16 protein-coding genes are annotated in these 16,394 nt (G+C 59.5%); 8 read left to right on the top strand and 8 right to left on the bottom strand.

Features of this window, described 5'->3' with window-relative positions; translation table 11 throughout:
* Positions 1-3 precede the first annotated feature (3 nt).
* A complete protein-coding gene (gene glnT, locus J3361_RS03730; protein WP_207962544.1) occupies positions 4-1,338 on the bottom strand; it encodes a type III glutamate--ammonia ligase in 1,335 nt (444 codons plus the stop codon).
* A gap of 282 nt (positions 1,339-1,620) precedes the next feature.
* Here glnT and J3361_RS03725 point away from each other — a divergent pair, with 282 nt between their 5' ends.
* The 7 genes from J3361_RS03725 to J3361_RS03695 all read left to right on the top strand — a co-directional run bounded on the left by J3361_RS03725 (position 1,621) and on the right by J3361_RS03695 (position 9,368).
* Positions 1,621-2,220 (top strand): helix-turn-helix domain-containing protein, encoded by a 600-nt coding sequence (locus J3361_RS03725; protein WP_207962543.1) that lies wholly within the window; start codon positions 1,621-1,623, stop codon positions 2,218-2,220.
* A 349-nt stretch (positions 2,221-2,569) separates the two neighbouring features.
* Positions 2,570-3,436, top strand: a complete 867-nt coding sequence (purU, locus tag J3361_RS03720) for a formyltetrahydrofolate deformylase (RefSeq protein ID WP_207962540.1) — start codon at positions 2,570-2,572, stop codon at positions 3,434-3,436.
* Positions 3,433-4,338, top strand: coding sequence for a bifunctional methylenetetrahydrofolate dehydrogenase/methenyltetrahydrofolate cyclohydrolase FolD (gene folD, locus J3361_RS03715; RefSeq protein ID WP_207962538.1), 906 nt, complete (start codon positions 3,433-3,435; stop codon positions 4,336-4,338). The genes purU and folD overlap by 4 nt, the downstream gene beginning before the upstream one ends.
* Positions 4,320-5,561 (top strand): FAD-dependent oxidoreductase, encoded by a 1,242-nt coding sequence (locus J3361_RS03710; protein WP_207962534.1) that lies wholly within the window; start codon positions 4,320-4,322, stop codon positions 5,559-5,561. The genes folD and J3361_RS03710 overlap by 19 nt, the downstream gene beginning before the upstream one ends.
* Before the next feature lie 13 nt (positions 5,562-5,574).
* Positions 5,575-5,877, top strand: a complete 303-nt coding sequence (locus J3361_RS03705; protein WP_207962527.1) for a sarcosine oxidase subunit delta — start codon at positions 5,575-5,577, stop codon at positions 5,875-5,877.
* Positions 5,874-8,771: a 2Fe-2S iron-sulfur cluster-binding protein gene (locus J3361_RS03700; protein ID WP_207962525.1), complete on the top strand. Its 2,898-nt coding sequence runs from the start codon at positions 5,874-5,876 to the stop codon at positions 8,769-8,771. Before J3361_RS03705 ends, J3361_RS03700 begins: the two co-directional genes overlap by 4 nt.
* 3 nt (positions 8,772-8,774) lie before the next feature.
* Positions 8,775-9,368: a sarcosine oxidase gene (locus J3361_RS03695; RefSeq protein ID WP_207962517.1), complete on the top strand. Its 594-nt coding sequence runs from the start codon at positions 8,775-8,777 to the stop codon at positions 9,366-9,368.
* A 264-nt stretch (positions 9,369-9,632) separates the two neighbouring features.
* Here J3361_RS03695 and J3361_RS03690 read toward each other — a convergent pair whose 3' ends face one another.
* Together J3361_RS03690 and J3361_RS03685 are read right to left on the bottom strand one after the other, a co-directional pair.
* A complete protein-coding gene (locus J3361_RS03690) occupies positions 9,633-10,994 on the bottom strand; it encodes a cytosine permease (RefSeq protein ID WP_207962789.1) in 1,362 nt (453 codons plus the stop codon).
* Positions 10,994-11,680, bottom strand: a complete 687-nt coding sequence (locus tag J3361_RS03685; RefSeq protein WP_207962515.1) for an isochorismatase family cysteine hydrolase — start codon at positions 11,678-11,680, stop codon at positions 10,994-10,996. The genes J3361_RS03690 and J3361_RS03685 overlap by 1 nt, the downstream gene beginning before the upstream one ends.
* Before the next feature lie 599 nt (positions 11,681-12,279).
* Between J3361_RS03685 and J3361_RS03680 the strand changes: the two genes are divergently transcribed.
* Positions 12,280-12,642, top strand: coding sequence for an IclR family transcriptional regulator C-terminal domain-containing protein (locus J3361_RS03680; protein ID WP_347709614.1), 363 nt, complete (start codon positions 12,280-12,282; stop codon positions 12,640-12,642).
* 47 nt (positions 12,643-12,689) lie between these two features.
* Here J3361_RS03680 and J3361_RS03675 read toward each other — a convergent pair whose 3' ends face one another.
* From J3361_RS03675 to J3361_RS03655, 5 genes are read right to left on the bottom strand one after another with little or no spacing between them, the layout of a single operon-like run.
* Positions 12,690-13,298, bottom strand: a complete 609-nt coding sequence (locus tag J3361_RS03675) for an acyl-homoserine-lactone synthase (protein ID WP_186706204.1) — start codon at positions 13,296-13,298, stop codon at positions 12,690-12,692.
* Complete coding sequence (locus tag J3361_RS03670) at positions 13,286-14,194, bottom strand: alpha/beta fold hydrolase (RefSeq protein ID WP_186706203.1); 909 nt, start codon at positions 14,192-14,194, stop codon at positions 13,286-13,288. Before J3361_RS03670 ends, J3361_RS03675 begins: the two co-directional genes overlap by 13 nt.
* A complete protein-coding gene (locus tag J3361_RS03665; RefSeq protein WP_207962513.1) occupies positions 14,181-15,089 on the bottom strand; it encodes a DMT family transporter in 909 nt (302 codons plus the stop codon). Before J3361_RS03665 ends, J3361_RS03670 begins: the two co-directional genes overlap by 14 nt.
* A 5-nt stretch (positions 15,090-15,094) precedes the next feature.
* Positions 15,095-15,706, bottom strand: a complete 612-nt coding sequence (locus J3361_RS03660) for a flavodoxin family protein (protein ID WP_014339011.1) — start codon at positions 15,704-15,706, stop codon at positions 15,095-15,097.
* 3 nt (positions 15,707-15,709) lie between these two features.
* Positions 15,710-16,393 carry an iron-containing redox enzyme family protein gene (locus J3361_RS03655; protein WP_003200648.1) on the bottom strand — a complete coding sequence of 228 codons (684 nt, stop codon included), beginning with the start codon at positions 16,391-16,393 and terminating at the stop codon, positions 15,710-15,712.
* Position 16,394 lies beyond the last annotated feature (1 nt).

Below are 16,394 nucleotides of genomic sequence, written 5' to 3'. Positions count from 1 at the left end.
GAGTCAGAAAAATTCGGTGTAGCGCTGGACCTCCCAGTCGGAGACGTGGCGGCTGTACTCCACCCATTCCATGCGCTTGAGCTTGATGAACTCGCCCACGATCTGCGGGCCCAGCACCTCGGCGAACAGCGGGTCAGCCTCCAGGGCGTCACAGGCTTCCTTGAGCGATTGCGGCAGGGTCTTGATGCCCCGCGCGGCGATCTGTTCAAGGCTCAGGCTGTAGAGGTTTTCATTGCAGACGTGGTCGATTTCCAACTGCCGATCGATGCCATCCAGGCCGGCGGCGATGATCGCGGCGCTGACCAGATAGGGGTTGCAGCCAGCGTCCGGCAGGCGGAACTCCAGGCGGCCGTAAGGCACCCGTACCATGGCCGAACGGTTGTTGGCGCCGAAGGCGATAAAGGCCGGCGCCCAGGTCGCGCCGGACAACGAATTGCCGACCACCAGACGCTTGTAGGAGTTGACCGTCGGCGCAGCGAAGGCACACAGCGCCGGACCGTGGGCCAGCAGGCCGGCGGCAAAGTGGTAAGCCATTTTCGACAGGCCCATACCGCTGGGGTCGCTGGCGTCATGGAACAGGTTCTTGTTTTCGGCGCTGCTGATCGACAAGTGAAAATGCATGCCGTTGCCGGCGCGTTTCGGGTCAGGCTTGGGCATGAACGAGCAGATCATGCCCAGGTCATTGGCGATTTCCCCGGCGGCCATACGGAAAAACGTAAAACGATCCGCCGAGGTCATGGCGTCGCTGTAGGTGTAGTTGATCTCGAATTGGCCGTTGGCATCCTCGTGGTCGATTTGATAGACCTCGAAATCCACAGCCTGCAAGGCTTCGGTCAGCCGCTCAAGGAACACCCGGGAGCGCGACAGGCCTTTGTAGTCGTAGCAAGGCTTGGCCAGGTTGTCACTGAGGTCCACCAGTTGCAGCTTGCCCTGCTCGTCGCGGCGCATCAGGTTGAACTCGGGCTCCAGGCCGGTGTTGAGCGTCCAGCCCTTTGCTGCCAGGCGCTGCACTTGTTGCTGCAATACATAACGGCTGTCGTACGGGTGCGGCTTGCCGTCGACGTGGCCGATGCACACCACTCGCCCGTAACCCGGTTGCCAGGGCACCGGGGTCAGCGTGGACAGATCGCCACGAGCCATAAAGTCCGGTCCGTGGGGCTCCATGCCCATGCCGGTGATCGCGAATCCGGCAAAACCCGCGCCCTCTTCGGCCACGGTCTTGAGCCCACAGACGGGCACTGACTTGGTTTTCGCCGCCCCGTGTATATCCACAAACTGCGCAAGCACGTATTTGATTGCGTGCTTGTCGATGATGCGCTGGGTTTCTGCTGGCAACATTGCTCGTCACTCCTCGCGAAAGGGCAAAACATTGTGGATGGGCCCGACCGACTTTTTATTCCTAAAAAGAAAGTTAGTTTCCCAATAGGAATGCAAGCCCCTTGCCAGATTCGGGAGTGAAGCACCGAGGCTCTCGAAAAAGCACTTTCGTGCTGTATATATGGGAAAACTATTTTCCCCGTGAGAATATCGGCCGACAGGCACGAGCCGAACGCCGCTGTTTGCACTTTCTCAGTGCGAAACTAATATTACTGAACGGAAAGTGTGCAGGATCTGATGACTATGCCGACCGAAACCGCCCCGCGCCTCAAACTTGAGCAATACCTGGGATTACAGATCAAGCGTCAACGCCAGGCGCAGGATCTGAAACTGTCCGACGTGGCCAAGATTGCCGATATCAGCCAGGGCATGCTGAGCAAGATCGAAAACGCCCAAGTGTCCACCAGCCTCGATACGCTGAGCCGCCTGTGCGACGTGCTCGGCCTGCCACTGTCCAAGTTGTTCAGCGAGTACGACCAGCAAGACGGCAGTGCCTTACTGGTCAAGGCTGATCAGGGCATGGAGGTGGTGCGCCGTGGCACCGAGAGAGGCCATACCTACCATCTGCTCAACCACACCCGCGGGCCGAAGAAGAGCTTCGAGGCCTATATGGTCAGCATGGATGACGCCAGTGAGGAGTTTCCGACCTTCTCTCACCCCGGCACCGAGTTCCTTCATCTGCTGGAAGGTGAGCTGATCTATCGCCACGGAAATCAGCTTTACCGCATGGAAGCGGGTGACAGCCTGACGTTTGAAGGCGAAATCCCCCACGGCCCCGAGCAACTGGTGCAGGTGCCTATCCGTCTTTTGTCGATCATGAACTACGGCAACGACAAAGAGTAACGCCCCCACCCGATACATGAAGATCAACGTGTGGGAGCGGGCTTGCTCGCGAATGCGCTCTGTCAGTTGATAGAGATGACAACTGACACATCGCATTCGCGAGCAAGCCCGCTCCCACATTTTTGACCGCGCTCGACCGACCGAAACGAGTCACCCTCCCTCGCAAAAAATTCCCCTCAGTTAAAAATCTTTCCCAAACCCCCTAGACGTCCAGCTTCCACTCCCCTATAAAGTCACATCAGGAATATTTTATTCCCAACAAGAAAATGCGCTCATGGATGAGCCTGCTGTCCGTTGATGATTTTTTTCGCTATGCGATGAGCTGCCGCCATCATCCCGAGGACGTGTCATGCAACACGAAAAAAACCATTTCATTATCAAGATCACCTGTCCCGCGGTGTCCGGCATCGTCGCAGCCGTCACCACTTACCTGGCGGACAACGGTTGCTACATCGGGGAGATGGCGCAATTCGACGACGACTTCAGCGGCCGGTTTTTCATGCGAGCGGTGTTCCGCTTCAATGACGGCCATCAGGGCAACATCCAACAGATCAAGGACGGTTTTGCCGACGTCGCCAAGGCGTTCGAGATGACCTGGGAACTGCACGACACCCGCGAGCCGATGCGGGTGTTGCTGATGGTCAGCAAGTTCGACCACTGCCTGACCGACCTGCTCTACCGCTACCACAAGGGCGAGATGGACATGACCATCACCGCCATCGTCTCCAACCATCTCGACCTGCGCGCCATGGCCGAGCGCGAAGGCATTCGCTTCATCTACCTGCCGGTGACCCAGGACACCAAGGCCAGGCAGGAAGCCGAACTGATGAAAATCGTCGACGACACCGGCACCGAGCTCGTGGTGCTGGCGCGCTACATGCAGATCCTCTCAGATGACCTGTGCAAGCAGCTCTCCGGCCGGGCGATCAACATTCACCATTCGTTCCTGCCCGGTTTCAAGGGCGCCAAGCCCTACCACCAGGCTTACCAGCGTGGCGTCAAGCTCATTGGCGCCACCGCTCACTACGTCACCAGCGACCTCGATGAGGGACCGATCATCGAGCAGGAAGTGCAGCGCGTCGATCACGTCTATCTGCCCGACGATCTCGTGGCCACCGGCCGTGACACCGAAACCGTGGCCCTGTCCAAGGCGGTCAAGTATCACTTGGAGCACCGGGTGTTCCTCAACCAGGACAGAACGGTGATCTTCCGGTGAACACGCACAAACTGATCGACGGTAAAGCCCACGCCGCACGCGTGCTGGTACAGGTCCGCGAAGACGTGGAACGCCTGCGCGAGCAAGCCATTGAGCCGGCGCTGGCGGTGATCCTGGTGGGCAGCGATCCGGCCAGCCAGGTGTACGTGCGCTACAAGATTCTGCGCGCCGAAGAAGTGGGTATCCGCTCGGTGGAACATCGGCTGTCCACCGATACCAGCACTGAACAATTACTGATGCTGATCGCCCAGCTGAATGCCGATCGCTCGATCCACGGCATTCTCCTGCAATTGCCGCTGCCTGCTCACATAGACGAGTTGCGGGCGCTGGAGGCCATCGCGCCGGACAAGGACGTCGATGGGTTCCACAGTCAGAACGTCGGTGGCCTCAGCCAGGGTCGCACGGTACTCGCGCCCTGCACCCCCAGTGGTTGTTTGTATTTGCTGGAACAAACCTGCGGCGATCTGCGCGGCAAGCACGCGGTGGTGATCGGCCGGTCGAACATCGTCGGCAAGCCCATGGCAGCGATGTTGCTACAGGCCGACTGCTCGGTGACCGTCCTGCATTCACGCAGTCCGGATCCCGAACTACTGTGCCGGCAGGCGGACATCGTCATCGCCGCCGTGGGTCGCCCACGGTTGATCGAGGCCAGCTGGCTAAAACCTGGCGCAGTGGTGATCGACGTCGGTATCAACCGCATCGACGACGCTGGCCGCAGCCGGCTGGTGGGCGACGTCGACTTCGACAGCGTCCTGGCGCATGTCGCCGCGATCACTCCGGTACCCGGCGGCGTCGGCCCGATGACCATTGCCTTCCTGATGAAAAACACCGTCACCGCGGCCCTTGCACAACACCGGGCGCTACGCAGCCAATCGGAGGCCTTATGCCGTTCAATCTATTGAAGTACGGGTTGAGCTCGGAGTACCCGGTGGAAGTGGATCTGCCGCCACCACGGGAACTCAAGTCGAGCTATGACGTGGTGATCATCGGTGCAGGCGGCCACGGCCTGGCCACCGCTTATTACCTGGCCAAGTACCACGGCATCACCAATGTTGCGGTGCTGGAAAAGTCCTACCTGGGCGGCGGCAATACCGCGCGCAACACGGCAGTGATCCGCTCCAACTACCTGACCAGCGAAGGCGTGCGTTTTTATGCCGAATCGGTGCGGATGTTCCAGTCGCTTTCCAACGAATTCGACTTCAACATCATGTACTCCGAACGCGGCCAACTGACCCTGGCTCACACCGATGCCACGGTGCGGTCGTTCCGCCAGCGCGCCGAAGTCAACAAGCACTTCGGCGGCCGTACCGAGATGATCGACCGTCAACAGATCCGCGAACTGGTGCCCAGCCTCAACCTCGACCCCGGCCACTTGCCGGTCATCGCCGGCCTATGGCACATCGACGGCGCCACCGCGCGCCATGACGCGGTGGCCTGGGGTTACGCCAAGCAGGCGGCCAAGCGCGGTGTGGAAATCCACCAGCTCACCGAAGTCCAGGACCTGATCATCGAGAACGGCGCCATCACTGCCGTAAAAACCAATCGCGGCACCATCCGCTGCGGTTGCGCGGTGCAGGCGATTGCCGGACACAGCTCGTTGCTGATGGCCAAGGCCGGGATTCGTTCGCCGATCCAGACTTTCCCGTTGCAAGCGATGGTCACCCAGCCGTTCAAACCGTTTCTCGACCCATTGGTGAGCTCCTCGGCCCTGCATTGTTATGTGCAGCAAACCAGCCGTGGAGAAGTGGTATTCGGCGGTGGCTCCGATCCCTATCCGCTGTTCAACACGCGCTCGACCCTGGACCTCAAGGAAAGCCTCCTGGCCCACGCCATCGAGATGTTCCCGTTCCTGGCCAATGCCAAGCTGATGCGCCAATGGGCCGGCATCACCGACATGACCCCGGACTACAGCCCGATCATGGGCCTATCGCCAGTGAAGAACTACTACCTCGACGCCGGCTGGGGCACCTGGGGTTTCAAGGCCACACCGATCTGCGGGAAGACCATGGCGGAGTTGGTGGCCAGCGGCGGCAAGGTACCGGAGCTGATCAAACCCTTCGGCCTCGAACGTTTCTCTACCTTCCAACAAGTCAACGAAATGGGCGCCACGGCGGCCAGTCACTGACGGAGAGCGGACTATGAAAATCATGAATTGCCCGCTCAACGGGCCGCGCAATATCAGCGAGTTCACCTATGGCGGTGAATTCAAGCCGATGCCTGACCCGGTCAGTTGCAGCGACGTCGAATGGGCCGACTACGTGTTCAACACCGACAACCTCGCCGGCGTGGTGCGCGAGTGGTGGATGCACACGCCCTCCAGCTACTGGTTTCTGGCGGAGCGTCACACAGTCAGCGATGAAATCCTGCGGACCTTCGATCCCAGGGAACTCTTCAGCACCCGTGTCGAATTCGACGCCGCCCCCAAGGAGATCGCAGGATGAATCGCCTACCCGCCCCCATGGGCCTGCTGATTAACCGCGATCAGCCGTTGGATTTCAGCTTCGACGGCGACCGTTACCAGGGCTTGCAAGGCGACACCATCGCCAGCGCCTTGTTGGCCAATGGACGCTTCCTGATCTCACGCTCATTCAAATACCACCGCCCGCGCGGCCCACTGACCATGGCCGGCCAGGATGCCAACAGCCTGGTGCAATTGCCCCAGGAGCCCAATGTGCTGGCCGATGCCCACCCGCTGTCCGCCGGTTTGCAGGTGACTGCGCAGAACGTCAACGGTTCGCTGGATAACGACAAGGACGCCTACCTCGGCAAGTTCTCGAAATTCATGCCGGTGGGTTTTTACTACCGCTCGTTCTACAAACCCAAGGGCATGTGGAAAGTCTGGGAACCGATGATTCGCAAGAAGGCCGGCCTCGGGGTGCTCGACCTGAAGTTCCAGCCTGAGTACTACGACAAGGCCTACCTGTTCACCGACGTGGCGGTGATCGGCGCGGGGCCCGCCGGGCTGAACGCGGCGCTAACGGCGGCGAACGCAGGGGCCAAGGTTTTGCTCATTGAACAAAAGCCGATCCTCGGTGGCTCGCTGACCTACGCGCGCTTCGACATCGACGGTCGACGCAGTGAAACCTTGCGACGCGAACTGCTGGCAGCGGTTGAGCAACACAGCAATATCCAGATCCTGACCAGCGCAACCTGCAACGCCTGGTTCACCGACAACTATTTACCGGTGATCCAGGGCAAACGCCTGTACAAAGTGCGCGCACGCCAGTGCCTGGTGTGCAGCGGGGCCTTCGATCAACCTGTGATCTTTCGCAACAACGACCTGCCCGGCGTAATGCTGACCAGCGCCGCGCAACGGCTGATGAAGCTGTATGCGGTCAAGCCCGGCAAGCGCGCCGTTGTGCTGACAGGCAACGACGATGGCTACCTCGCCGCACTTGATCTGCAGGACCAGGGCGTGGAAGTCGCCGCCGTGGTGGACCTGCGCCAAGGGCCTTCGGACGAATCCCTGCTTCGCGCACTAGAACAACGCAAGATCTACCATCAGGCCAACAGTACCGTCTATGAAGCCCTGTACGAGAAAGGCATGCGCCATCTCAACGGCGTCGACGTGCGCCAGATCATCGCACAAGGCCAGGTCGCCGAGAGCGGACAACATCTGGCGTGCGACCTACTGTGCATGTCGGCCGGTTACATGCCGGTCTATCAACTGCTGTGCCAGGCCGGTGGCAAACTGGCCTACGACGATCAGCGTGCCGAGTTCACTCTCAGCGGCCTACCAAAGAATCTAAATGTCGCCGGCTCGGTCAACGGTCGTCACCAGCTGGATAACGTGATTGCCGATGGCGTGTATGCGGGTGCTGAAGCCGCCCTGGCGCTGGGCCTGACAATCAGCACACCACGCGCCCCATTCAGCGACGAGGCTCGGGTCAACTTCAATTGGCCAATCTTCCCTCACCCCAAAGGCAAGGATTTCGTCGATTTCGATGAGGACTTGCAAGTCGCCGACATCGTTAATGCGACCAGGATCGGCTATCGCGATGTGCAACTGGTCAAGCGTTATTCTACCGTCGGCATGGGCCCATCCCAGGGTCGTCATTCGGCGCTGCCGACCGCACGGCTGGTGGCCTGGGCTACTCAACGCAACATCAGCGAAACCGGCGTCACGACAGCGCGGCCACCGTTTGTGGCTGAAAAACTGGCGCATGTCGCCGGTCGTGCATTCGACCCATACCGGCAGACGCCGATGCACGCTCGTCACTTGCAAGCTGGCGCAAAGATGATGCCCGCCGGCATCTGGCAACGTCCGGCTTACTACGGCAGTGCCGAGGATCGCGAGGCGTGCATGCAGGCTGAAGCCCTGCACGTACGCAGCAAGGTCGGCATCATCGACGTCTCGACCTTGGGCGGCCTGGATGTACGCGGCCCGGACGCCGCTGAGCTGCTCAACCGCCTGTACACGTTTGCCTTCCTCAAACAGCCGGTCGGTCGCTCGCGCTATGCGCTGATGACCAACGAGCATGGGGTGGTGATTGATGACGGTGTCTGCGCGCGGTTGGCCGAAAATCACTTCTACGTCACCGCCACCACCAGCGGTGTCGACCGGATCTATCAGCAGATGCTCAAGTGGAACGCGCAATGGCGCCTCGACGTCGACGTCGCCAACGTGACTGCGGCCATCTGCGCGGTCAATGTCGCCGGGCCCGATTCACGCAAAGTGCTGGAACAGGCCTGCACAGACCTGGATTTGAGTGCCGAAGCGTTTCCTTATCTGGGCGTGCGCCAAGGCACCGTGGCCGGCATCAAGGCCCGTTTGCTGCGCGTGGGCTTTGTCGGCGAACTGGGTTATGAAATCCACGTACCGGCGCGTCATGGACTCATGCTCTGGGACGCGCTGATGGAAGCCGGCAAGGCCCATGGCATCCGCCCCTTCGGCGTTGAAACCCAGCGCTTGCTGCGCCTGGAAAAAGGCCACGTGATCATCAGCCAGGACACTGACGGCATGACCCATCCTGCGGAAATCGACATGGGTTGGGCGATCAGCCGCAACAAACCGTTCTTCGTCGGACGTCGCTCGGTGGACATCCTCGAAGCCCAGCCGCTGAAGCGCAAACTGGTGGGCTTCACCTTGCCCAAGGGCAGCCTGCAACCATTGGAAGGCCACCTGGTACTCAACGGCCCGGACATCAGCGGCAACGTCACCTCCTGTGAATACTCCGACACGCTGGGCCGAATAATCGGCCTGGCCTACGCAGGTATCGAGCAGAGTGCCCCGGGACAACGTATTGCGATTCGCGTCGAAGGCGGCGACGTCGTCCAGGCCGACGTGGTGCAACTGCCCTTCTTCGACCCCACCAACCAGCGTCAGGAGGGTTAAGCCATGACCCATTTGAAAGACCACGGGACAATCACGCAGCCGTACCACCTGGTCGACCAGACCGACCTGCCCAGGGTCGGCTTTCGTGGCAACCACAGCGCCGAGTACCTCATCGCGCACGGCTTCACTCTGCCGGACGCCCCCAACCGCGCCACCGCCCAGGCCGACGGCAGTTGGGTAGCGCGCCTGTCGCAGACCGAATATTTGTTGTTGGGCTGCCTCCAGGATCAGGGCCAGCGAATTGCCGATGAAGAGGCTCGCTGGGAGCTCGACCACCACGCCAACTACCTGCTGCCCCGCCAGGACAGTCACGCCTGCCTGATGCTCAGCGGAGATGCGATTGCCCAAGTGATGGCCAAGCTGTGCGGGGTCGACTTGAGCTTTCCTGCCTTCAAACCAGGGGCGGTGGCGCAGACATCGGCGGCGCGGATCAATATGATCGTGATCCATACAGGAAGTGTTGAGGCGCCCGCCTTTCATATCTTGTGGGATCGCGCCTCGAAGCACTACTTCAACGAGGCGCTGCTGGATGCTTTGGAGGAGTTTTCCGGGGCAACTCCCCACCGAGCACATTGCGAACTCCCTGGAGAGAGGTAACACCTAACCTTTTCCAACAAGAGCTGTTCAAGCATTCATTCTGCACCATAGTTAGCAGTCGCTATTCTTTGGAAAAAGCTCCCCTGTCTGGCCTGCCGCAAAATCTTCGCAACGGCCAGCAGGGGAACACACAGCATGATGGGAAAGCTATCGAGTGGATAGAAACGACTATCTCGGTCGCTCAGTCACAAAAATCACATCCAAGCACTGCCCTTCAGCACAGACTAATCAGTGTTTTGATCTGAGCGATCTCCGGCTCCACAATCATGCTTTTGTTGGCTTGATCGCCACGATACTGCGCCGACTCATCAATCCGTAGTAAGCGCATGCCGGAAACACCAGACCCACAACCCATGCCAAATCGATACCCTGCAGCGCCGAGGCGATGGGGCCGACGTAGAGGGAAGTATTCATGAATGGAATTTCTAGCACGATGGTCGCGAGGAACACTCCGATAGCGATCCCGTTCACCCGACCGTAGATTCCCGAAGGGTTGAAGATATCCGCAATCTCGTAGACGCCTTTGCGTAGTGCGTAGTAGTCGACCAAGTTGATTGCCGTCCATGGGATTAGAAAGTAGCTCATGAAAAAGATGAAATTCAGAAAGAACTGAATGAAGTCATCCTGGGCCATCGTGCATAACGCAGTGGCAACGGCACAGATAATGAGCATAAAGCTGGCGCGCACCTTCGCAGTGACCTTGAGCGCAGCAAAGGGCTCGATAACGGTAACCGTCGACATGAAGGCGCCATAGAGGTTGAACACGTTGATGGCGATCTGACCATAGAGCACGAAAGCCACGGCCAGCAAAGTCCCGCCCCCTACAAGGCCAAGCAAATGAAAGCCAACGTTATCCGAGAAACCTGTGACGCCCTTGGTCAATATCGCCCCCAGCAGCATCATCCAGCTTCCACCAATGACCGTACCCGTATAGCTGTACCAGAAGACCTGGCGCGCGGAAGTATGGGTAGGCAAATAGCGAGAATAGTCGGCCACATAAGGGGCGTAGGACAATTGCCAAGTCACCGCAATGCTCACCGAGGCGAGGAAGCTCGCCAAATTGAAGCCCTGCGTCGTCCATTGTTCCGCGTCTATTGGCAGCGCAAGGGCGAGCAGGGTCGCGATCCCGAAAAAAACAACCGAAACCAACGACAGCATTTTTTGCAGGCGGTGGATGAGCTTGTAGCCAAACAGGGCTACCAGAAAGCAGAGCAACCCCAGCAGCACAATATTTGCCTCACTGCTGAGAGGGCTTGAGGCTGCGACAGCTTGGGTGGCCAACAACGTATTACTTACAAAAAAACCCAAGTAAATGAGCATTACGAACAACAGCGGAACAATGGCTCCAAATACCCCAAACTGCGCACGGCTCTGGATCATCTGCGGGATGCCCAGTCTCGGCCCCTGTGCAGAATGCGAAGCCATGAATACCGCGCCGATTAGGGAACCAAGCAGGATCGACAAAGCGCTCCAGAACAGGTTCAGCCCCAGGCTGACCGGCAGCACCCCGGCCGCAACCGTGGTGATGTTGGCGTTGGCCCCAAACCACACGAAGAACAGAGAACGGGGTTCACCGTGACGTTCGGTTTCCGGGATGAAATCGATGCTTCTTTTTTCTACGTTCATCATGCTCTCCGCTCATTCTTGGCAACGAGGCAGTTTTCCAGGCGCGCGATAGCTTGCATAAATTCTTCTGGCTGGAACGCAAGGTGGTCTGGTTCCATCGTACGAAGTGAAGGTGCTGGCTCGCCCCTCCAGCGCCGCAACAGCTGTTCGGTAGAGAGCATGTCCAGTCCGTAAAGCCAGTTGGAGAGAATAAACAAGGCCGAGTAATGGGCCGCGGAAGTCGTCGCCGTACAAGCGTCGGCCACGAGGCTCAAGTGGAAGTCGTTCTGATAGGCATCGAACAGGCTACTCATCACACAGACGTCAGTCAGCACGCCCATTACCACGAGATGTTTGATTCCGCGCTCCTTCAGCATCGGAGCCAGCCGAGTACCGTGGAAGGCACTGTAGCGTTGCTTATCAATGACAACGTCACCGGTTTGTGGGGCTAACGCGTCGATGATCTCTATGGCAGATGTGCCGGCGCGATAGCTTGTCGGTTTGCCCTCGGCATCTACGGGCTCGCCCAGCGCCAAGCCGAAACCTTGGGCATCGTTGACATGACGGGTGTAGAACAGAGGGATGTTGTTTTTTCGAGCGCAATCAACCATCGCTGTTGCGTTTTTGATTACTTGATCGAACCGCTCCAGAGTGAAGCCGTCTTCTTTCTGAAGATCGATCACGAGCAAAGCCGTGTCTTGGGTCATCAGGTTTCTTCCAATTGCAGAGCGCCAGGCGATAGCCGCAAGGCTCGCTGGTCACTAACGAATGCTCAGGCGCAGGCACCGCAATCGCGGGCTACGGAAAGTTCGAGATTCTCTAGGAAGGATTACCTGACTATTTGCCAAAAACCGTTTTGCTTGGCGGCAACGCAAGAGGGAAGACGCTTCAGCGTCACGTGGGAAGGCGTAACCGATCGACGTAGAAAGTTCTTCATGGCTCCGCACGGGAATAACGATGTCCAGCCACGAAGGCTGATGCGCGTTATGCCGGGTCGAAATGCGGAACTGACCATGAAGTAGACTCTTGGGGCTAGTTCCGTGAGGCAAGCAATATGCGCGCCATAGTATCGGAAGGCCCGGAAAACGGCCGGATAGAGCGATATCAGAAATCATCGTGATGTCTTATGGCATTCGGTATGCCGTAACACCACGCTACGAAACGTAGCACGCAGCGCCGAAGTGCACCTTTCTGATACTCCCGTTGCAGGTGGGCAGCTTGGGCCCATTCTGTTCCTAGGCGTTTTGCCGGGCGCTAGCATTACGTTTCATCCGCCGATAATGTTTTCACGGGACGGCAATAAGTACTGCTCTGGAAATCGAGGCGTTTCTGTCCGGTCACCGACTCGCAGATTTCCGGTACGTTCCGGCAAAGTCTGAAGCACTTTGTTGATGCGCGCACGGCCAACACCCTGACCAGCGTCGAAGCGTATCTGGAAGAACTGCAAACCGTTCGCCGACAAGGCTATGCAGAAGACCATGAAGAGTTCGAAGACAACATGCGCTGCCTGGCGGCGCCGATTCGAGACCGCTTTGGGCACGTGATCGGCGGCATGAGCGTTTCATTCCACTGTTTTGGCTTCAGGGAAGAATTGAAGCAGGACTACGTCAAGCACCTGATGGAGGCCACGCAGCAGATTTCAGCTCAGTTGGGCTGGCACCTGCGTTGAGTCGTTCCCAAGTCCCGCCGCAGAGCGCATGAACACCGGATCGCGACCTAGGCTCGGGCGGACACTTCGCTCTTTCTCGGCGCTGCCGCTATATGGTTACTGTAGCCCGCCACATTGATCCAGAAAGGCACCACTGGTAAGTCATCGACCATCTGCGGCCCCGCAATCCTGTGAGTGCTGACCCCCATGCGCTTGAGCAGGCGCTCGTTTCCCGGCGCGCTGAATGCAATCAACCGACGAGCGCCAAGGGTCTGCGCGATGTCAATGACCTTGCTCATCAGCCATGTTGTGTCGTGCCAGGCCCGAATGACCTTTGCGCGTCGCGACAAAAGACGCCGACTGGCGAACCGGGATAGCTCCCAGACGGTACTTGAGGACGGCAACGGAGTGTCGCCCATCAACTGGGGGAACACCTCCCCCAACAAAAAGGGACGATCGGTAGGAATCAAGCGCGCACATCCGACGATTTCCTGCTTGCTGTCGCGGGCCAGGACATACACCGTATCCGGTCGATCGAAGGCATCCACCTCTAAGCCCTCGGCGCAGGGCAACGCCCAGCCGAGGCCCTTGACGAACACTTCATACCGGTAGCGAGCCAGTGCCTTGAACAGGGCCGGGGACATATCACTGCGGGTGCTGGCAATCACTTCGAGCATGATCCAGCCTCCCCGGCACAGAACGTTGATATGAACCCTGTGATGGCCGCGGCGACCTCGCCCCCCCGTTCAAGATAGGGCACATGCCCGGAATCCTCGATGACCTGGCCACGGGCGTCGGGCAGTTGCTGGAGCAGGTTCTCCAGGGCAGCAGGCAGGAACACCTGGTCATGCCGCCCCCAGATCACCAGCGTCCTCGAAGCGATCTGCGGAAGCCGTTCGAGAAGCACGTCCAGGCCTTCGCGGCGAAAATCCTCGATCACCCGCTGCACAGCAGCAAACCTCGACCTGCCGCTTGCGGCCATGGCCTGCGCCAGGCGTCCTCGCACCTGGGGTGGCTCCTTGAATACCAGGCTCCAGAAGCGCTTCATCTCCTCGACCGTACGATAGCCGAAGACTGTGCCTTGCCCTTGCAGGCTGGCTTGCAATGCTGGCCCTAGTACCGCCGGGCCAAGACCTGCAGGTGCCAGCAAGACCAGGTGACTGACACGCTGGGGGTATTTCGCGGCATACAGTCCGGCTACGCAACCGCCCAAAGAACTGCCGACCAGAACGAAGGGGCCCTCGACTACCGTTTCCAACAAGCCCTCCAGCTCTGCCAGCAATGCCAGCGGTCCGAAGCCTGCACGCGACTCGTACAAGGATTGGCCATGCCCCGGTAAATCGACGAAAACACAACGGTGATGGCGCGCCATGCCCAGGATCGCAGGTCCCCACTGGTCCTTGCTGGCGCCCAAGCCATGAAGGATGACCAGTGTCGGCCCCTTCTGACGTGCAGTGCTTTCCAGATAGGCCAATCGCCCTTGCGCACTGGCGTGCCAGCGCAGCTTCAAACCGAACTGCCATCGGTGGACCAGGCGCAAGGTGCCGAGCAACAGTCGATCAACGCTGTTCATCCGCCACTCCTTGCCCTTTGCTGCCGCCAGCCTTGAGAAAAAATTTCCCGGGCATGCGCAGTTGGCATAGCGCCACACCTGACAGCGTCAACGCGGCGCCGATCACTAGGCGCTGGCTGATGCCCTCGGCGAGCATGATCTTGCTGACGGCGATCGCGAACAGCGGCACCAGGAGCAGATACGGGCTCAGTTGCTGCATCGAATTGCGTCCGAGCAACCAGAACCAAAGGCCGAATCCCAGAAGTCCGCCACTGAGCGCTGTATAGATGACCGCCCACCACGCCTGAGCGCTGGCCGTGTGGACGCTTGCCCATTGCCCGGCCTCCTGGATGAAGGACCACAACAACAGTTGTGGCGCGGCGATGACAGCCGTCCAGGCACTCAAGGCCAGCGGATCCAGCGGCCCGAGACGCTTGGCCAACACCGATCCGACCGCGAATGCCAAGGCCGCCAGCGCCACCAGCAGCATGCCGACAAAAGTCCCGCTCGCCGGCGGTTTGGCCAGCAGCACCAGAATACCGGCGAACGCCAGCAGGATGCCCACCAGCGCGCGCACTTTCAGGACTTCACCCAATAACGCGAACGCCAGAACGAGGGTGAAAGGTGCCGCCAGCTGATAGATGATTGCCGAGGTAGAAGCGTCTACCCGGGCGATACCGCAATACAGCAAGCCAAAATGCAAGGTGCCGGTAATCGTAGCGATCAAGACCATGGGCCCGAACTGCTCGCGTTTGACACGCTTGAGCAATGGCATGAGGAACAGCGCCATGATCGCGTAGCGCATGGCGACCATGAGGATAGGCGGCAACTCGGCGCCGCCGATTTTCACTGCGGTAACCTGCGCGCCCCAGAGAAACGCGACCAGTAACGCGAGCAATGAATCTTTCAATGGCATGACAGTTATCCCTTCTGAAATTGAATGGGCCGCAGGATTCTTTCCGGCTTGCCTGTCGCAAGGGCTGGGGGGTTAAGTCGACAGTGATGCTCACAGAGCCGGTCCAATGTCTCGCGCAGGGCCTGTTCCGCTTCAGGATCGTGGGCCAGTTGGGTCTGGAAGCACGGCGGAAATCCCGAGCCGACCAGAATCATTTTGTTGAGCAGCACGTTCAGCGCGACCTGGGAAAAAACCGCCGTGTGTCCATAGCGTCGGCCGACGACCGCAATCGCCGCGAGCTTGTCGCGCAGCGGACGCTCCCGTGGTCGCAGGAAGCCATAGCCGACTCGCTCCAGAAACGCCTGAAAGCGACTGTTGGTGCCGTAGGCATGCATGACGGGGAGATAGAGCACCGCATCGGCGCGGTCCAGCCGCGCCACCAACTGCCCGACGTCGTCCTGCACTTGGCAGTCCTGGTCGGCACAGGCGTTGTCGGCGTCGCAGTAATCGATCCGGTAATCCTTGAGCCAGATGTCATCGACCGCGACCTCCTCGCCCAGGTGGCGGCGCACCAGCGCCACCACCCGTGCACTGACACCACAAGGTCGGCTTGACCCGACAATGATGGTCAGATTCATGATTCAGGACGCCTCCCGCAACCCTTCTTCGCCTGCCAGGTAGGCGCGCAAAGCCTCTTCCATCAACTGCCCGGTCAGCCACAGCGTGACGCGTGCCACTTCCTTGATCTGACGACGATCTTCTTCGGTCTTCACCGCACGCTGCATCGCCATACGCACTTCCTCGGCGTGCTTCTCGTCGATGGTCGAGTGGGCGACGAAGAAGGTCATCTGCTCATCCTTCAAGCCCAGGTCGGCGCGGAACCGCTCCAGGATCGGTTGGATGTGCTCGTAGACGTCCTCGGCCCAGTAGCTGTAGCCCAGGCGAGCGATCGGCCCCTTGCGGATAGCCACATCGTTGAGAAAAGCGATCAGTGCCTGGGTCGGCGCCAGGGGCGCCGGCATGGCTTGCGGCAGCAGCCCGACCGACTCCAGGTCACGCAGCACCATGCGCTCGTGGCCCAGCTCTTCCAGGGCGTGCTTGTAGACGAAGCGCAACAGCGTCGTCTCCTCAGGATCGGCACTGAAGGCGCAGGCGGCCTGGTTCACCGAGTTGTAGCGGGTGTAGTGGTAGACCTGCAGCATGAGCTGTTGGTAGAGGGCTGGCGGCGTCGGGTTGTCCAGGCTGAATTTCCAGTAGGCGCCCTGCTTGATCTGGGCCCAGCCCGCGTCGACGATAGCGTCGAGTTCCTTGAAGAATGCTTGCATT

It is taken from the genome of Pseudomonas sp. OA65 (genome assembly GCF_017498305.1).
GTDB lineage: Bacteria > Pseudomonadota > Gammaproteobacteria > Pseudomonadales > Pseudomonadaceae > Aquipseudomonas > Aquipseudomonas zanjanensis.
The sequence above is the reverse complement of the archived record's forward strand: the minus strand, read 5'-3'. Positions and strand labels throughout refer to the sequence as shown.